This window comes from Streptomyces sp. NPDC005820, assembly GCF_040630255.1.
Taxonomy (GTDB): Bacteria; Actinomycetota; Actinomycetes; order Streptomycetales; family Streptomycetaceae; genus Streptomyces.
Genome location: NZ_JBEXXE010000002.1, coordinates 162,462 through 179,904 on the forward strand (window position 1 = coordinate 162,462; position 17,443 = coordinate 179,904).

Annotated in this window: 10 protein-coding genes; 2 read left to right on the plus strand and 8 right to left on the minus strand. The window is 68.9% G+C overall.

The annotated features are described in order from the left end of the window. Positions 1-11: 11 nt before the first annotated feature. The 7 genes from ABZ464_RS03070 to ABZ464_RS03100 form a co-directional block, all read right to left on the minus strand. The gene (locus tag ABZ464_RS03070) at positions 12-671 is read right to left on the minus strand and encodes a hypothetical protein (protein ID WP_359270063.1); all 660 of its coding nucleotides are present in this window, start codon (positions 669-671) and stop codon (positions 12-14) included. A gap of 149 nt (positions 672-820) precedes the next feature. Then, on the minus strand, positions 821-1,777 hold the full coding sequence (locus ABZ464_RS03075) for a hypothetical protein (RefSeq protein ID WP_359270065.1): 957 nt from the start codon (positions 1,775-1,777) through the stop codon (positions 821-823). Between the two features lie 19 nt (positions 1,778-1,796). Then, the gene (locus ABZ464_RS03080) at positions 1,797-1,967 is read right to left on the minus strand and encodes a hypothetical protein (protein WP_359270067.1); all 171 of its coding nucleotides are present in this window, start codon (positions 1,965-1,967) and stop codon (positions 1,797-1,799) included. A gap of 345 nt (positions 1,968-2,312) precedes the next feature. Then, positions 2,313-2,483, minus strand: coding sequence for a hypothetical protein (locus ABZ464_RS03085; protein WP_359270070.1), 171 nt, complete (start codon positions 2,481-2,483; stop codon positions 2,313-2,315). 481 nt (positions 2,484-2,964) lie between these two features. Further along, positions 2,965-3,270, minus strand: a complete 306-nt coding sequence (locus ABZ464_RS03090) for a hypothetical protein (protein ID WP_359270073.1) — start codon at positions 3,268-3,270, stop codon at positions 2,965-2,967. Further along, entirely contained in the window at positions 3,251-14,113 is a 10,863-nt protein-coding gene (locus ABZ464_RS03095) for a LamG-like jellyroll fold domain-containing protein (protein ID WP_359270076.1), read from the minus strand. Before ABZ464_RS03095 ends, ABZ464_RS03090 begins: the two co-directional genes overlap by 20 nt. Before the next feature lie 372 nt (positions 14,114-14,485). After that, a complete protein-coding gene (locus ABZ464_RS03100; RefSeq protein ID WP_359270078.1) occupies positions 14,486-15,247 on the minus strand; it encodes an HNH endonuclease family protein in 762 nt (253 codons plus the stop codon). A 193-nt stretch (positions 15,248-15,440) separates the two neighbouring features. Here ABZ464_RS03100 and ABZ464_RS03105 point away from each other — a divergent pair, with 193 nt between their 5' ends. Next, on the plus strand, positions 15,441-15,644 hold the full coding sequence (locus tag ABZ464_RS03105) for an antitoxin (protein WP_359270081.1): 204 nt from the start codon (positions 15,441-15,443) through the stop codon (positions 15,642-15,644). 213 nt (positions 15,645-15,857) lie between these two features. Here ABZ464_RS03105 and ABZ464_RS03110 read toward each other — a convergent pair whose 3' ends face one another. Then, positions 15,858-16,772: a hypothetical protein gene (locus ABZ464_RS03110; RefSeq protein ID WP_359270083.1), complete on the minus strand. Its 915-nt coding sequence runs from the start codon at positions 16,770-16,772 to the stop codon at positions 15,858-15,860. A 106-nt stretch (positions 16,773-16,878) separates the two neighbouring features. Between ABZ464_RS03110 and ABZ464_RS03115 the strand changes: the two genes are divergently transcribed. Further along, positions 16,879-17,436, plus strand: coding sequence for a TetR/AcrR family transcriptional regulator (locus ABZ464_RS03115; RefSeq protein WP_359270085.1), 558 nt, complete (start codon positions 16,879-16,881; stop codon positions 17,434-17,436). Positions 17,437-17,443: the final 7 nt, after the last annotated feature.

Below are 17,443 nucleotides of genomic sequence, written 5' to 3' on the forward strand. Positions count from 1 at the left end.
GGTGCGTGCCCCTACTCGGCAAGGCCCAGCCGCCTCAGTTCCGTGAGTTCCTCATGGAACTCCCTGAAATACTTCGACCGCACCGGAGCGATCTCCACGAAGGAGTCGAAGGGCGTGCGCGAGAAGCGGTCACGGTAGGAGGCCGCCGAGGAGGGCAGTCCGTCACCCGCGGCCTCGAAGACCGACCGCCTCAGCAGGAACTGCGTCTCCTCGTTCCGTCGGACGAGGTCCCCCGGGACCATGTAGAGGGACGCGTCCGAGAATTCCGCGCCGGAAATGTCCAGCGCCCAGTCGACGTCGCGGTAGTAGGAGACCATGGCGTCCACGAACGTACGGCTCACCTCCTCGGACAGCGAATAGTGCGGTGGCGTGGTGAGGAATGCGCCGATCCTCCCTTCGAGCCGTACCTGACGGAATGTGCACGCTGCGAAGTTCATCGGTTTCGAGAAAGTGATGTTCTCAGCCACGATCTCCTCGAACCTGACTCCGTGGACCGAGCATCCGACCGCCTTGCACCGGCTCAGCGTGCCGCGTCGCACGACCGCCATGAGCGGGTGCTCGAACTGAGCCAGGGCACAGCCACGGAATTCGAGCCCTTTCAGATCGAACTGCTCCAGAACGACGTCGGTGTTGACGATCTTCTTCGCCGCGACGACCGAGCCTTCAGCCACTTCCGAGCACCCACTCTCCCCGGCGTAGGCGGTCGCGTCGCCTGCCTCGACGACGAACTCCGCGCCGAGGCCGGGGCCTGCCGACTCCTCCTGGTCCTTCCCACTCGTACCGACTCGGATGTGTCGAAGGCAGCGTGGGGAAGGCGTGATCAGTGCCCAATGAAACCGGTGAGCCCTTCCTGCCAGCGTCGCTCGAAGAATTCCGCGGACGTCTCTTCGACATGCAGGTCGTCATCGGCCTCCAGCTCCGTCCACGACGGAACGCGCTCTGTGCCGAGCTCCACCCCGCCCCGCACCCGGTGGTCCCGATCGACACAGACGAGTCGGCCATCCATGTGCTGAGCCACCTTGCGCAGCTCATAGCCGTCTCTCCCGATCTCTGTCACGAACTCGAACGGTTCGTCATCGGCCGCCAGAAAATTGATGGAGACGAAGTACCACGGTCTGGACTCGGCACCGTGCTTCCGCCGGAGTCGAGCGGCCGGCGTCTGCTGGGGTCGAAACGCGCGACGGCGCATGCAGTTCGACGCTGACGACTCACAAATGGGCCAGGTGCACAGCCGACCACAAGGCCCGGAAGGACGCCATCCAAGCACTGCCGACACCTTTGACAGCTCAGCCGTCATCGCGGCGGCGGCCGAAGCCAGCTGGTCAGCGCGCCGAATGACCGCCATCGGATCGCGTTCCCTCGAGACCAGAGCACACTCATCCTCCCGCTGAGCGCTGCGCTCGAGCTCGGCGAAGTCGGCGACGCCCAAAGACGCCGCTGCCCGCGTGTGCTCATTCACCAGACGGGTAAGCGTGCTCCACACCCCCACCGCCTGCTCCGAGAGCCTCGCATCCGCCGAAAACGATTGCACCTCTCCGGCTCCAGCCGCAGTCAAGGCCATGCTGGCGACGCTCTGTTCGAAGAAAGCCGGATGGGCGAAATCCTGCAACGGACCAACCGCCTCACAGAATTCATCGAGACTGATCAGGACACCGTCCGTGATCTCGCCGGAGCCCAGACAGCCACGAATTACCTCGTCGACCGGGTGCCGCACCGGTGATTCGAGCACCTCCAGCAGTGGCAAGAGACGCATCAGGCACAACGCGCCGCTGGTCACAGTAGGTTCTTTCATTCCATCAGTCAGTGATTACCGTCGCGGACCAGGCAGCGACCTCATCGGCGGACATGTACAGTTTGACACCTTCCAACAGACGCAGCTCGTGCAACAAGTAATCCGGTGACACGAAGACCGGCAGATCGCCGATGGTCCCGGCCCCGGTCTTCGGGGCCTCGAAGCGAACCAGCACATACGGACTCGGCTCCTGAGATCTCGCTGGAGTATCCCGGAAAAACCCCGAACGCAACATTGTTGAGCTCCGGGTCCCGCGGAAACGGGCGATGCGCCGCAGGCCCGATTCGGCCTACCACGTCGAACTCCCGCCCTGGCCACGAGAAGCCCGGCAGCGCGACCAGCGGTTCAGGCCGCCCAATGAATTCGCCCTCTCGCTCGAGCACGAATTCAAGATCGGCACGGCACAATCCCGCGTCATATGAGTCCTTGGTGTTCAACCTGAACACGTGACGACGATCCGAACTCAGCGCTGCCAACAGGACGAACCCTGGAGCCGGGGACCACTCAGCGATGTCCATCGTCAAGCCCATCCAGCCACCAGCAACTGGCGGAACCCTACGAACTGCTCGGCGCTCGTGTACTTCGCCCGCTTCGCGCCGCGCGCCTCGTCGGCCAGCCTGACCAGCGTGTCACCCACCACCAGAGCGGCGGAGGGTCGTACGGGTACGTCGCCCGCCACTCCCTCAGCCACCCGTCGTCCCGCACCGCCGCATGCACCAGGATGCCCAGCCGATACCAGCGCAACTCCCAGTCTTGACCCACCTCGTCGAGATAGGCCGCCGCCTGCCGCCAGTCCCCCGCGACCGCCGCCTCCGCCACCGCGTCGGCCTGCGGATCCGAGCCCGCGAAACGGGCATCGAGCTGAGCCGCGGGGACGAGACCATACGCGGCGGCATCGATGACCAGCCGTTTCTGCCTGCTCTCCGAAACGCCCTGCTGAGCGTCCTTCTGCGATCTGGCCTTGCGGATGTTGCGCGGGGATGGTGACGGCGGCGTAGGCGAGGATGCCGGTACCGGCCGTGGCTGTGAAAGGGTTAACGAATGCTCCCGACGTCGTGGTGAAAGGAATGCGGGTCGCCGGTGGGTGCCGTATCAGGGACGATGCCGGCCCCGCCGGTCGTGAGCACCCCTTTGGAGCCAACCCCCGCCGGTCAGCGTCCTCCCAGCTTGGGTCAGGACCACTCGCTGAGGCGGATCCACACGTCACCGTCTCCCGGCCTGACCCTCGCCGAGTCGCCGATGCCGAGCTCGCTCAGCACGGAAAAAATCCTGTCGAGAACAACCTTTTTGGACACATCCTCTTCGACTTCCACATCAAGGTTGGAGCCGGATTCACCGGTCCCCGCCCCAACCACTTCCCCGATTCCTGACAATTTTTCGTTGAGGGCATCTTCGACATCATCCCGGTCAACCGGGATGGGGCCGTCCAACCAGATTTCCACAAAGTCCACGGCTACCTCACCGGGATAGGAGTTCATCGAAGAACGCGTCCATCATCTGGACTGATTTCTTGCCGCGAGCAGGCTTGGAGAATCCGAGCGCAGGTGATTCCGGACTGTTCAGTAGGTCTGCTCCACGCTGAGCGAATCCCTGCGTAAAGAATTCCTCGGCTCCCTTGTTGGCGTCCAAACTGGTCTGAACGTCAACCACGTGGGGAGTGAAGTCCGGGTTCTCCTTGAATATGTCGTGACCGCGAGCTATGCGCCCCTTCATCACCTGCAAGGGGTTTCCCTTTCCTTGCGCGCGCCCCACATACCGAACAGCACCTTCTGCATCCTTGGCCGCATAGGTGATGTAACTCCGACCATTGGACGCAGAGGGCTCGCTGAGGTTGAGGCCTTCACCCGGCTTCACTCCAAACGTGTCGAAGAGGTCTGCACCCTCGTCTACATCGCAATTGTGAACGAGTAGAGGGGTGTCCCCGGCTTGCACATAGTACGTATGGAGGTCGCCGACGGTGAGGTCGTACGTAGTGGTGTTCGCGTGGTACAGGCGGACACCTGTGACCTCGGCCGTGCCGGTCGGCGTCTGGAGGACGTCGCCGGGGTACAGGTCCTTGGCCTCGACGAAGGCCGACTGGGTCTCGTCGTAGAAGGGGTGGTGGAAGGTCGTCTGGAGGTGAGCGTCCTGCGTGCTCGCCCGGGTCATGCCGACTGCCGCCGCCACCGGCTGGGTCGCCTTCTGGCCGCCGTGGCCAGCCGACAGGGCTCCCAGTACCGCCGCCGACGCCGCCAGGCCGAACGCCGCCTTGCGGGCCGCCTTCTTGGCCAGGGCCTTCACACCGGCCTTCCCAGCCGTCCCCTTCACCGTCACGTCCACGAAGTCGTGATCCGTGCGCGTGACGATCACGTCGGTGACCTCGTGCACCTGCGTACCCGTGACACCCGGCACCGAGTCGGCGATCTTGTCGCCCACCCGCACCTGGTCGATCGCCTTCGTCACTCCGTCGGCCATCAGCACGCGGGTCGAGCCCGTGAAGCTGTGGCACGTCGGCCCCGCCTCATCCGAATGCGACTGAGCCCGGGACCCCGCCCCCTCCGAATCCGCCCGGGAAGCCGCCGCCTCCGTCGCATCCGTCGCCGCTGTTTCCTCGGCCTCCGTCGCGCCCTTGCCGAAGAGGCCGCCGACGACCTTCATCGCCTTCGGGGCGGCCTTCGCCAGGAGCTTGCCGCCGATCTTGCCGAGGGCGCCGCCGAGCGCACCCGCCACGGCGCCGGTCACCGCGGCGCCCGCGAAGGCGCCGGCGGAGCAGTCGTCGCCGCCGTTCTCGGCGCACGCGAAGCCCTGCTCGACCAGGGAGCCGACCGCGCCCGCGGCCGCCGCGCAGCCGATGGAGCCGACGCCCGCGGTCAGGGCCTCGCAGCCCGCGAAGACCGCCGTGGATACCACGAAGGAGGTGATCGCGGCCGCGTGGTGCTTCACGAAGGTCGCGGTGGCCTTCGCCGCCTTCACGGTGGCGTGGTACGCGGTCCGTGCCGCGTGGGAGACGGCATGCGCCGCCTTCTTCACGGCGTGCGCGACCTTGCTCGCCGCCTTCTTGACCGTGTGCACCACGCGGTGCACCGCTCTCGACACCTTGTGGTACGCGGTGTGCACCGCATGGACCACCCGGTGATACGCGCGTCTCACATGTCGTGCCGTGTAGTGGTAGACGCGCCGCACCACCCGCACCGTCGCGTGGTACACGTCCCGCACGTGGTGGACCACCTTGTGGGCCGCGTGCTTCACGGCGTGCACGACCTTGCGGGCCGCGTGCTTGACCGCGTGGTAGACCCGGTGCGCCGCGTGCTTCACCGCGTGGGACACGTGATGGGCGGCCTTCTTCGCGCCGCACACCACGTCGTACCAGGAGCAGTTGCCCGACTCGTCCGTGCCCGCCAGCGGGTTGTCGTCGACGTACGCGAACGGGTTCGCGGACACCGAGTTCGGGACCGGGTTCAGCGACACGCTGTCCTTGTTGAGGAACACACCCGTGTCCGGGTCGTACCAGCGCGATGCCGTGCCCACGTCACCCGTGCCGGGTTCCGTCCAGCCGGACTGGAAACCGAGGTGGCCGACGACCGTGTTCGTCGGGGAGACCACCTTGCCCAGCGGGTCGTACGACGCCGATCCGGTCAGGGCCGTGGCGCCCGAGGCGAAGGAGCCCACCACGTCGTTGTGCTGGTCGGTCAGGGCCAGCACCGCGCCACCGCCCGACGGCTTGACGCCCACCAGGCCGCCCGCCGGGTCGTACGTGTACGTGTCGTCGCCGTCCGACGCGATCGTGTTGTCCGCGCCCGAGTAGGCGAAGGTGCGGCTCGCGCCCGTCGTCGTGTCCCGGTCGGTGATGTTCCGGCCGGTCGCGTCCAGCGTGTACGACTGCTCGCCCGCGACGATCTGCCCGCCGAACGCGTCCGTCTTGTACGCGACCGTCCCGCCGGCCGTCGACGACTCCTGCGTCATCGTGCCGCGCGCCGAGTACGAGTAGCTGTGTACGCCGTCCGACGTGAGCTCGTCGCGCTCGTCGTACGTGTAGACGTCCGCGCCGTTGCGGATCCGGTTGCCCGAGGCGTCGTAGGCGTACGACGTGGTCGTGCTGCCGTTGTTCCACGAGGTCAGCCGGTTGGCCCAGTCGTAGCCGTACGTGTTCGCCGATGCTCCCGACACGCCCGTCGTCGTCTTCGACGTCAGGTTGCCGTCGTCGTCGTAGCCGTACGCGAAGCTCGCCACCGTCGAGGCGCCCTGCACCAGGACGTCGTTGGTCAGCTCGTGCCGGCTGTCGTAGGTGAAGGTGCGCGTCTGGCCCGTCGAGCCGTACTTGACCGTCTTCAGGTCGTTCAACTGGTCGTAGGTGTAGGTGAGCTGGTTGCCCGTTGCCGGGTCGTTCAGGGAGGACAGGCGGCCGGCCGTGTCGTAGCCGTACGTCGTCGTGCCGGCCGCGTCCGTGCGGGACGTCACCGCCGCGTCGTCGTTGTAGGCGAAGCTCGAGGACCCCGCCGAACCCGACGTCGTCAGCAGGTCGCCGCGGTCGTCGTAGGTGAACGCGTCGTGCGTGGCGTCCTGGTGGTCGGCCGCGCCCGCGATGCCCGCCTCGTCGGTGTCGGCCGACATCACGCGGCCGTCCGCGTCATAGGTGAAGCTGCGCTTGGCGGTCGCCGCGTCGGCGCCCGCGCCGGACATCGACTTCAGCTGGCCGACGTTGTCGTACGTCATCGATGTCGTCGTGCCACCCGGCAGGGTCGCGGACGTCATCTGGCCGTCCGCGTCGTAGGCGAACGTCGTCGTCGAGTCGGCGGCCGAGCTGTACTGGGCCGTGGTCGGCTCGACGATCGTCTGCTGCTGGCCCCACGGGGTGTACGTGTAGCGCCAGGAGTTGCCGCGGCCGTCGGTGAAGCGGGTGCGGTTGCCGGCCGCGTCGTAGCCGAAGGTCGTGGTGATCGACGTCGACGCGTCGACCGGCTGGACCTCCTGGGTGATCGTCCCGGCCGCGTCGTAGGTGAAGTGGCTGGTGTGCTGGCGTGCGTCGGTGGCGGCGACCATGTTGCCGACACCGTCGTACTGCTGCGAGGTCGACCACAGCTGGACGTTGTTCTTGTCGTACCCGCGGGTGGCGACCGGGTCGCCGTCGGCGTTGTAGTCGGTCTGGGTCCAGCTGCCGTCGGCGAGGATCGTCTTCTGCGGGTTGCCCTGGAAGTCGTAGGTGTAGTTGGTGGCGTTGCCCGCGCCGTCGGTGACCGAGGTGACGTCACCGGCCCGGTTGTAGCCGTACGACGTCTTCACCCCGCCCGGCGAGGTGACCGAGGAGGCGTGCGCCCCGTAGGGGTTGCCCGTGGTGACGTCGTAGGACGTATGGGTCGTCAGGGTCTTCGTCGACGGGTAGCGCTCCATCGTCGTCGCGGTGACCTGACGGCCGAGGTAGTCGTACGTGGCCTGCGCCTGCGCGCCGGTGCCGTCCGTCGTGGAGAGCTGGTCGCCGTTGGTGTCGTAGACCGCGTGCGTCTTCGTGCCGTCGGGTTCCGTGACCTGGGCGACGTCGCCCAGCTGGTCGTACAGGTAGGAGGTCGTCCTCCCGCCGGGCGTGGTGACCGACGTCTGGTTGCCTTCGCTGTCGTACGTCCAGACCGTCGTGCCCGCGTCGGGGGTGGAGCCGCCCGCCGGGGTGTACGACGGGAGCGTCTCGGAGACCTTGTTCCCCTCCGCGTCGTAGACCGTCGTCGTGACCAGGCCGTTCGGGTCCTGTTCCTCGACCGCCTCGCCGAAGGTGTTGAAGCCGCTGGTGGTGACCGGGCGGACGGTCGCGGCCGTCGTCCCGTCGGGCTCGGCCTGGACGGCGGGCGCGGTGGTGACCGCGAGGTTGCCTGCCTCGTCGTAGGCGTAATCGGTGGTGTGCTGCTCGGCGTCCGTCATCGACGTCGGCAGACCGCGCTTGTCGTAGCCGTACTTGGTGGTCTGGGCGTCGGAGGAGCCGACTGTGCCGCCGGTGCGGCCCTTGCCGTAGAGCGAGGTGACCTCACTCGCCGACAGCGCCCGCTGGTAGACCTGCACGTCCCCGACCTCGCCGTTGTCGACGTCGGCGATGGTGCCCCCGGCCGTCTTCGTGCCGCCGATGGTCAGCGGCCCGGTGCCGGTCCACGGGGAGGTGTCGGTGGCGGAGCCGTCCTGCGCGCCGTTGACGTACAGCTTCATCGAGCCGTTGCTCGCGTCGAACACGCCGACCAGATGGGTCCAGGTGTTGAGCGGGGCGGCCGTCGAGGCCTGGGCGTCGTAGAAGGCGGACGGGGAGGCCACGTCGGAGCTGGCCGCGTGGAAGCGGAAGGAGTTGGAGGTCTTGTTGTACTGCAGGTAGAAGGAGGCCCGGTTGGTGCCGCCCTGGGCGACGAAGGTGCGGATGGCGGAGGTGTCCGCCAGGTTCACCCACGCGGAGACCGTGTAGGAGGCGGAGGTGTCCAGGACCGGGCTGTTGGTGGCGACGATGTCGCCGGTGCCGGTCGAGGTGCCCGCGAACTTGGCCGCGTCGTCCGCCCAGGTCACGCCCGCGCCCGCGGTGGCGGTGTTGCCGGTGCCGGAGGAGTCGGTGACGGACCGGCCCGCCGTCTGGTTCAGCTTCCACCAGCCCGCCGGATGACCGGAGGCGTCCCCGTACAGTGTCTCGCTGAGCAGGTTGCCCATGTCGTCGTAGGTGTTGGTGGTCGTGCGGTCGTAGCCGGAGGAGTCGTGGTCGCTCTCGGAGGCGACCTGGTCGTCCGGGGTGTACGACACCGTCGTCACCCGGTCCACACCGGTCGGGTCGAGCTCGGTGGACATGGTCCGGGAGGCCGCGTCGACCGTGTACTTGGTGACCGTCTCGCCGTTGTCGGTGGTCTGCTGGGTGAGGTTGCCGGCCGCGTCGTAGAGGTCCGACTCCAGCGTGTAGGTGCTGTTGCCGTCGGCGCTGGTGCGCTTCACCGTCGCGGTCAGACCGTCGTCGGTGTACGTGTACGCCGTCGTGTTGCCCATCGCGTCGGTGACGGACGCGAGCCGCCCGGCCGGGTCGTAGGCCCGGGAGGACTCGGTGAGGAGCGCCGCCGTCTGCGGGTTCACCGGGTCGCCGGTGTACATCAGGCCCTGGGTGAGCAGGTCGCCGTTGTCGTTGTACGTGTACCGGGTCTCGGTGCCGGCGCTCGTCACCTCCTTGGTCTTGTTGCCGGAGGTGTCGTATGTGTACGTCGTGGTGTTGCCGTTGCTCGCGCCCTCGGCCGCGTTGGCGTCGGCCTCGGTCAGGACGCGGTCGTAGGCGTCGTAGGTCCAGTTCTGGCTGCGGGAGTGGTCGCCGCCGCTGCCGTCGGACACCGTCTGCGAGGTGACGTCGCCGTCGTCGTCGTAGACCGAGGCGGTGACGGCGGCGTGGGTGGCGCCGGTGACGCGGTCGGTGAGCTGCGGGTCGTGTTCCTGGAGGACCTGGCCGCCGGCGTCGTACACGTAGGACGTCGTCAGGCCGTTCGGGTAGGTGTCGGAGACGACCTTCTCGGTGAGGACCTGGCCGAGACCGTCGTAGGTGTACGAGGTGACCAGGCCGAGGGCGTCGGTGGTCGAGGCCACGTCACCGTTCTTGAAGTACGCCACCTGGTTGACCGCGCCGCCCGGGGAGACGGTCTTCACGGGGAGGCCCTTGGGGACCGCCCCGCCGTCGGCGGACGGGTAGGTGCTGGTCCCGTCGCTGTAGACGGTGCTCGTCGTACGGCCGTTCGGGAAGCCGGGGACGGCCGGACCGGTGATGGCGGTCTGGTTGCCCGCCGAGTCGTACGTGTACGACGTCAGGTAGGTGGAGTCGGTCGCCGAGGCCGATCTGCCGTCGCGCTCGGTGAGGAGCTGGTCGTTGCGCGGGTCGGCGGTGGTGAGCTGGGCCGTCGTGTCGTCGGGGTAGTACCCGTAGTACTCGGTGTTGCACTTGTTGGCGGCCTGGTCCTGGCAGGACGTGGAGGAGACCACGTTGCCGCGTATGTCGTGGCCCGTGATCGTGAGCGCGCCGTTGGGGTCGGTGACCGTGTGCTCGAAGCCGGCCGAGTCGTAGCCGAAGCTGGTCTTGTCGCCGAGGCCGTCGGTCTCGGTCAGTGCGCGGTTGCCGTTGGTGACGTCGTAGGTGTACTTCAGGGTCTTGGTGGTCGGTTCCGTGACCGTGACCGTCTCGACGGGGAGCAGGCCGGTGGAGTTCTTCGCGGCCTCCATGTGCTGCTCGACGTCGGCCGCCGTGAGACCGGTCCGGTAGAAGGCGGCCTCGGCGATGGAACCCTTGAAGTAACTGATGTCGGCGGGCGAGTTCACCCAGGACTTGGCGAAGCCGGCGCCGATGTAGAGGTGGTTGTTCGACTGGTCGTTCGGGGCGCCGCTGTAGGTGGCCTGCTGGACGCCGTCCAGGTACATGGTCTGGGTGGAGCCGGTGACGCTGAGCACGACCTGGTGCCAGGCGTTGTTGGTGACGGTGCCGGTGGAGCCGAAGGCCGTCGACCCCGAGCCGCTGCCGGACCAGAAGTGGCCGTGCAGCTTGTTGTCGCTGCCGACGTACAGCACCGGCGTCCAGCTGCCGGAGGGAGTGCTCGCCCCGGCGAGGGCCACCGACTGGTCGCCGATCAGAACACCCTGGTTGACGGTCTTGAACCACAGTTCGACGCTGCGGTCGTTGCCGGAGTGCAGACCCGCGGCCGGGACCTCGACGTACGAGGTGGAGCCGTCGAAGGTGGCCGCCTTCTGGTCGCTGAACGGGCCGGACGCGCCGAGGGTGACGGAGGTGTAGGCGCCGTTGCCGCCGCGCACCTGGTCCACGGCCGTCGTGGCCCCGGCCGCCTCCCCCAGCCGGAAGTACTGGCTCGGCGCCCCGCCCAGGACCGCGCCCCGGTAGGTGTCGCTCGACCCGGTGACGGTCGGGGCGCCCAGCACCCAGGTGCCGCCGTTCTCGTCCGTCATCTGCGTGAGCACGGTCGAGTCGGTGTTGTACGTCATCGCCGCGAACGTCTTGCCGGACGGCCGCTTGACCGAGGTCAGCAGCGACTCGCTGTGCGTGCCGTAGGTGTACAGGGCGTTCACGTCGGCGGCGACCAGCGGGCGGCTGTACCAGCCGACGTCGGCGATGGAGCCGTTGAAGTAGGTGGCGTAGCCGGTGTCGTCGGAGGCGGAGGAGTGCGGCTCGTCGGGCCAGTCGCCGCCGAGGAAACCGGTGCCGAGGTAGTTGAAGGACTGGTTCTTGCCGAAGGCCGTCGCGCTCTTGATGGAGATGGTGCCGGTGCGGGAGCCGACCTTGGCGTTGTCCAGGTAGAGGGTCTGGGAGTTGCCGGCGGCGGACAGCACGACGTGGTGCCACTTGCCGTCGGCGACGGACGCCGAGGACACGATCGGGTTGACGCCGTCGCTGTACCAGAACTCGGCGTTCAGCTTGCCGTCCGTGCCGACGTACACGGACGGTGTGTAGAAGCCGGCCGCCTGCCCGGACCCGATCGGCTGCGAGGCGTAGGAGTAGAGCACCCCCGGTCCGGCGGAGGTCTTGAACCACAGGGAGAGCGCGCCGGAGTCGGTGTCGTTGCCGAGGTTCTTCGGCAGGGAGACGTCCGAGGAGGTGCCGTTGAAACCGGCTGCCTTCGCGGAGGAACCGGTGAGGGGGCCGCTCTGGCCGAGGGTGACGTTCTCGTACGTCGCGTTCGTGGTGCCCTCGTTGGCGAGGACCGCGTCCTTGGCGCTGGTGCCGGAGGTCTCCGACAGCGGCCAGAAGGTGTGCGGGTCGAGGTCGAGCGCCGCGTTCTGGTAGCCGGAGCCGGTGGTGTAGCCGTACGTCGTGCACTTGGTCGTGCTCAGCGGCGAGCAGACGGTGGTCAGCTGGTCGCCGGTGTAGCCGTATGTCCAGATCTGCGTCGTGTTCGTGTCACCGGCGGTGACCGGGTCGGTGACGACGGTCTGGACGTGTGCGGCGAGCGCGCCGGCCGGCGTGGACCAGGTCATGGTGAGCGAGCGGCCGGAGACCGCCGAGGTCATCTTCGTGATGTGGCCGCTCGTCCAGGTGAGGGTGAGGGCGCGACCGTTGGCGTCGGTCACCGAGGTCAGGCCGTAGCCGCCGGAGCCCAGGGACTGGGTGAAGGTGTAGAGGGTGTCGTCCTTGTCGGTGAGCGTGTAGCCGCCGGTGACCGATTTGAAGGTGGCGAACCGTCCGCCGCCGGGGGTGAACGTGCCGTCGCTGTTCTTGCCGTAGCCCGCCTGTGAGCCGTCCGGGTAGGTGACCTGGACGCTCGCGACCGCGCCGGACGCCGTGTACTGCTCGGTGGCCCGGGAGTCGAGGATGCTGGACCAGCCCGCGCCGAACGCGCCGGTCCAGCGCGGGTCACGGGAGTTGTAGTCGCGGTCGATGTCCAGGGACGGGCCGACCGTGGAGATCGAGGCGTCGGTGTCGGAGGTGGTGTAGTTGCCGATCGACGCGTCGAAGCCGTGGTCGCTGCTGTTCTGCGAGAGCCCCGAGGTGATGACGGTCTGCGGGACCTGGATCGATATCTCGTAGGGGTCGGCCGGCGAGTAGAGGTTCGTGGCCGAGTCGTACGCCTGGACGGTCCAGCTGTAGCTCTTGCCCCAGGCGAGCTTGCCGGAGGGAACGGTCCAGTCGCCGGTGGAGACCAGGCCCGAGTCGGCGACCTTGGCGCCGGAGGCGTCGTAGACCCGGAACAGGTATTGGTTGGCGCTGCCGGAGGTGGAGTTGGCGCCGCCGGCCCAGGCGGTGAGTTCGGGGGTGGTGGTGCCGACGACCGCGTTGTCCGCCGGGAACTGTTCGTACAGCTGCGGGGCGGTGTTGCCGGTGTAGGTGACCTCGATCCAGGGGCCCTTGCCCGGGTCGTTGAAGGAGCCGAACTGCTTCCAGTGAAGGGCGTCGGCGGTGGAGGCGTACACGCCGAGGCCGTGGTCGGCGGTGGCGCCGCTGAACCAGCCCTGGATCGCCGAGGTGGACAGCGACACGCTCACCCAGTCGCCGACCGTGCGGTCCGCGGCGGTGTTGGCGCAGGCGTTGGGCACGCTCGGGGTGGCGTTGCCGATCGACGAGCCCATGGACGGGCCGGGGTAGCTGGTGACGCCCTCCGGGGTCCAGGCGCTGGTCACCAGCGCCACGTCGAAACGTTCCGCCGTACAGGTGGAGGCCCAGGTGTCGAACAGGTGCAGGGTCGCGGCGGTGACGGTGGCGTTGCTGCCGTCCCAGGCGGTGTCCCAGTGGTTGACGAAGCTGTTCGCGGCGTGGGTGCCGGAGTCGTAGGAGCCGACCTTGACGGTCTGCTCGTAGGAATGGTCGACATTGTTGCCGGACCCGGACTCGGCGTAGGTGGTGGTCCAGCCGTCCTCGACGGTGGGGTCGACGGTGACCGGGAAGACCCGGCTCTTCGCGTGCAGCCAGGCGCTGTCGAGGGTGATGCGCAGGACATAGCCGTCGCCGTCGTGGAGGAGCTCGGTGGTGACGGCGTGGGTGGTGGCGGGGTCGCCGGAGCGCGGGTCGACGTGGGAGTCGTAGGCGTAGGCCGGAGGGATGCGCTCGACGGACGTGCCGGAGGCGTCCCGGAGATCGATCCAGCCGTCCGCTTCCTGGCTGGGCGTGAGGCCCTTGAGGGTGAGCGGGAAGGTCCAGGTGTCGCCCGCGTCCGCGTCCCGGAGGACGACGGACTCCTTCATCCCGGTGGCGGTGGGCCGCACCTGCAGATCGGTGCCGGGCAGGACCCCGTCGTACGTCACGGTCGAACCGTCGGCGGTGCCCTCGACCGGGGCGGCGCCCTCGAGGGCGTAGGCCACGCCGTGCTTCGTGTCGGTCGCGAGGGAGGCGAGCGCGGGATCGGTGGCCCTGGCCGCGAAGTCGACGTCGAGGGAGTTGGCCGTCTCGTACCACCGCCCGTCCGGCCCGGCCCGCACATCCACGTCGATGGGCGCCCATCGGCCCTCGCCGACCTGGTAGTTGACGGGGTTCTGGGAGATACGGCGGGTGACGGACCCGTCGGCGTTGTCGTAGACGGTCTCCGTGCGGCTGGACTTGGTGGCGCTGCGCTTGCTGGTCTTGGCGTCGTACCCGGCGGCGCCCGCACTGCGGCCCGCGGGCGTGGCCGGCTTGTGCGCCTGGTAGGCGGGCAGTTCGCCCTTCGCCTTTCCGGGGGCGTGGCCCGCGCCGCGATGGGCGGCCGTCGCGGCGGCGGACACCTGGTGCCGGCGCCCGGCCGCGGTGCCGGACTGCTGGTGCGGCAGCCTGCCCCAGTGCGGGTCGGTGAACCAGTGCGCGAGGGAGGCCAGGCTCATGCCCGGCAGCTCGACGCTGCCGAGCTCCAGCCCCTCGGCGACCGCCTGATCGGTCGTCAGCATCAGGGCCAGCGCGGTGAGCAGCAGCGCGGACAGACCCCGCAGGGTGCGACGGGAACGAAACGCCCCGCCCGACCGTCTTGCACGGTGCGAACGAGGGAAGCGACTCGAACGGCTGGGCAGCCGAAAGCGCAACACGACCTGGACCCCCACCAGCGATCGGAAAGCGACACAGAAGCTCACCGATCTTGCCTACTGTGAACAGTCTGTGGACAGGTCCGCGGACCGATCTTTCAGCTCCCTTGACCGGCTCTTGCTGAACCTGACCGATTTGCCGCAGGGCGCCCGTTTGCCGCCTGTGAACTCCTTTACCGACTCATCGATCCCCGCGGACCAAGTGTTCATGCCCCCGTACTGGCCAAAACCGTAAGGCCGTCAGCCCGCGTGGAAGCGTTCCGGCGCCTTGGTGGAATTGCCGCCCGTGGGGAGCCTCTGTTCGGGGCAGGCGGAGAGGACCTTCCGCATCGCGGCCTTCTCCGCCGCCGTGACCCACAGCCCGTACTTCTTCTTCACGGCCACCTGCGCCGCGACATACGTGCACCGGTAGGCCTTGTTGGGCGGCAGCCAGGTCGCGGTGTCCCCGTCGCCCTTGGAACGGTTGGTGCTCGCGTCCACGGCCAGCAGGTTGAGCGGGTCGTTGGCGAGCGCTATCCGCTTGCTCGCGTCCCAGTACTTCGCCCCCGTCTGCCAGGCGTCGGACAGGGCGACGACATGGTCGATGTCGACCTTGCTCGCACCGCGCCGATAGGTCACGTCCTTCCCGGAGTACGGGTCCGACTCCAGCACGCCGTACACCACCTTGCAGTCCCCGCCGGTGAACCTCACCTCCGCCAGATCGCGCTTGAGGATGTCGTCGCGCGTGTCACAGCCGTTGGAGTCCGTGTCGGCCCACGCGGTGCCGAACCTGTCCCGCTCATAGCCGGTCCTGGGCGCGCGCCCCTTCACGGTGAGCGACCCGGCGGCCGCGAGAGCCGCTCCCCCGCCTGCCGGCGCCGTACCAGAACCGGAACCCGACCCGGAGCCCGCACCGGATCCGAGGCCTGTTCCCACGCCCTGGTCGGCACAGCCGGCCACCGCCACGACGGTCACCGCGCTCATCAGCATGGCGGCGGTCGCCGCCCCACCCCTCAGACGCATCCCGCGCGCCCCTCCCCTTGCCTGCCCGCTGCCACCCCGCACAGGGCGGCTTCCCCGGCGGACGTCGGTGCACACCGTACCGATGGGGCGCTCCGCGGCATCCGGGAGGTCCAGACCACCATGGCCTCAAGTGGGCATCCCTCACATCCCGGGAATATCGTCGAAAGTGAGTCACCTCCGGAAGGAGCTCTGCATGGGCATCCTCGACAGGTTCAGGCACAACAAGGCGGCCCAGGACAAGGCCAAGGACATGTCCGACGCCGCCGAACGGAAGGTCAACGAGAGGACGGGCAACAAATACGAGGGTCAGGTCGACGAAGCCCAGCAGAGGATGGAGGGCTCGCTCGGCATGGACCGCGAACGGCCCGACCGGCCCGACCGGCCCGAGGGGCAATGATCCCCGAGGTGATGATCCGAGGGACCCGAGGGCGATGACGCGACCGCCGAAGAGACCACGGAGGAACGTCCGGCCCGGGTGCCGGACCCCGCACACCACCTGAAGAAGAAGCCGTCCGCGCAGCCTCACCTCCCGCGGACGGCTTCCCGCGCGCCCGGCACCGGGCCCCGCCACCGGGCCCGCAACGGCCCTGCTCCCGCCGCCGGGCGGCCCTCACACCTTGCCTATCCCCAGGGTGGATTCCGAGGGCAGCAGTCCGGAGCCGATGACCGCGACCCAGTAGTCGCCGAGGAGGCCGGCCAGCCGCTCCGTGGCCTGCGCCCCCAGGGCCTGCCAGGGGCCGAGCGCGAGGCGGTCGGTGTCCTGCTCCACGCGACGGCGCAGCTCGCGGCCCGCCTCCGTCGCCGTACCGTCCGGCTCGACGAGGCCCCGGGCGGCCAGGCGCTCCCGGGCCGCCGTCCACTCCTCGGCCGGCCAGCCGCGGCTCTCGAAGCGCTCGGCCGAGGCGGCGCCTATCGCGGCGAAGGACACCAGCGCTTCTGCCGGGTCGAGTCCGGCGATCAGCAGGGCGGCGAGATGCCCGTCGCCGCGGTGCTCGCGCAGGACGGTCGCCGCCTGCCAGAGCTGAAGGTGAGGGTCGACCGGCCACTCCAGCGCGGCGTTGGCCGCGGCGAGCGGGCGGCCCGCCGTGTCCGCGGCCTCGGCGGCACGCCGGGCGAGGTCGGCCGCCTCCTCCATGGCGGGACTGTCGACGCGGTCGCCGAACAGCGTGCGGTAGGCCCGGTCGACGCCCCTCAGCCTCGCCCTCAGCGCGGCGTCCGACGTGGTGACCCTGCGCGCCTCGTCGACGTACCGGGCGACCATGCCGGGCGCGAAGCTATAGAAGGCCGAGGTCACGGCCCCGCTGCCGACGGGCCCCAGGGGCGCGGCGCGGAACGGGAAGTAGCTCGACCAGCGGTCCTCGGCGGAGAGGCCGAGACCGGCGGCCTCCTCGAAGACCTCGGGCGCGTAGTACAGGACGGCGTGCAGGGGTTCCAGCAGATGCCAGAGCCCACGGGCCCGGGACGGCTCCACCTGCCGCTCCGGCGCCGGTGCGTGCACCTGGTTCTCGGACTCGCTCTCGGACATGACGTCTCCCCCTCGTCGTGTTCGGCGTGCGCCATAACTTGACACTGACAAGATTGCCCGACCGCCTCCAACTTGTCAATGCCTAGATTCGCCGTAGTCTGCTCCCATGAGCCCGTACCACCACGGCGATCTGCGCCGCGCCATCCTCACCGCCGCCCTCGACGTCATCGCCACCGACGGCCCCGCCGCGCTGAGCCTGCGCGACCTCGCCCGCCGCGCCGGCGTCTCGCACGCCGCCCCCGCCCACCACTTCCGCGACCGCACCGGTCTGCTGACGGCGATCGCGGCGGAGGGGCACGGACTGCTGGCCGAGACACTCGCCGGGGCGACGGACCTGCGGGACGCGGGCGCCCGCTACGTCCGGTTCGCCCGGCAGCACCCGGCGCACTTCCAGGTGATGTTCACGCCGAACCTGCTGCACACCGACGACCTGGAGCTGACCACGGCCCGCGCCCTGTCCGGCGCGGCCCTGACCGACGCCATCGCCACCAGCACGCCCGCCGGCGACGACCCGCACTCCCGGCACACCCGCCTCGCCGTCTGGTCCCTGGCCCACGGCTTCGCCACCCTGCTGCTCGGCCACAACCTCGACCGCCTCCTCGACGACGAGGACCCCGAGGACGTACTGCGGGAGCTGCCGCTGTTCCTGCTCCCACCCGCCTGAACCGCCG

What these genes read in the sequence shown, in the direction of transcription:
- ABZ464_RS03090 (WP_359270073.1), bottom strand. Translation starts at nt 3,270, where the DNA reads ATGAACTCCTATCCCGGTGAGGTAGCCGTGGACTTTGTGGAAATCTGG.
- ABZ464_RS03095 (WP_359270076.1), bottom strand. Translation starts at nt 14,113, where the DNA reads ATGCTGACGACCGATCAGGCGGTCGCCGAGGGGCTGGAGCTCGGCAGC.
- ABZ464_RS03100 (WP_359270078.1), bottom strand. Translation starts at nt 15,247, where the DNA reads ATGCGTCTGAGGGGTGGGGCGGCGACCGCCGCCATGCTGATGAGCGCG.
- ABZ464_RS03105 (WP_359270081.1), top strand. Translation starts at nt 15,441, where the DNA reads ATGGGCATCCTCGACAGGTTCAGGCACAACAAGGCGGCCCAGGACAAG.
- ABZ464_RS03110 (WP_359270083.1), bottom strand. Translation starts at nt 16,772, where the DNA reads ATGTCCGAGAGCGAGTCCGAGAACCAGGTGCACGCACCGGCGCCGGAG.
- ABZ464_RS03115 (WP_359270085.1), top strand. Translation starts at nt 16,879, where the DNA reads ATGAGCCCGTACCACCACGGCGATCTGCGCCGCGCCATCCTCACCGCC.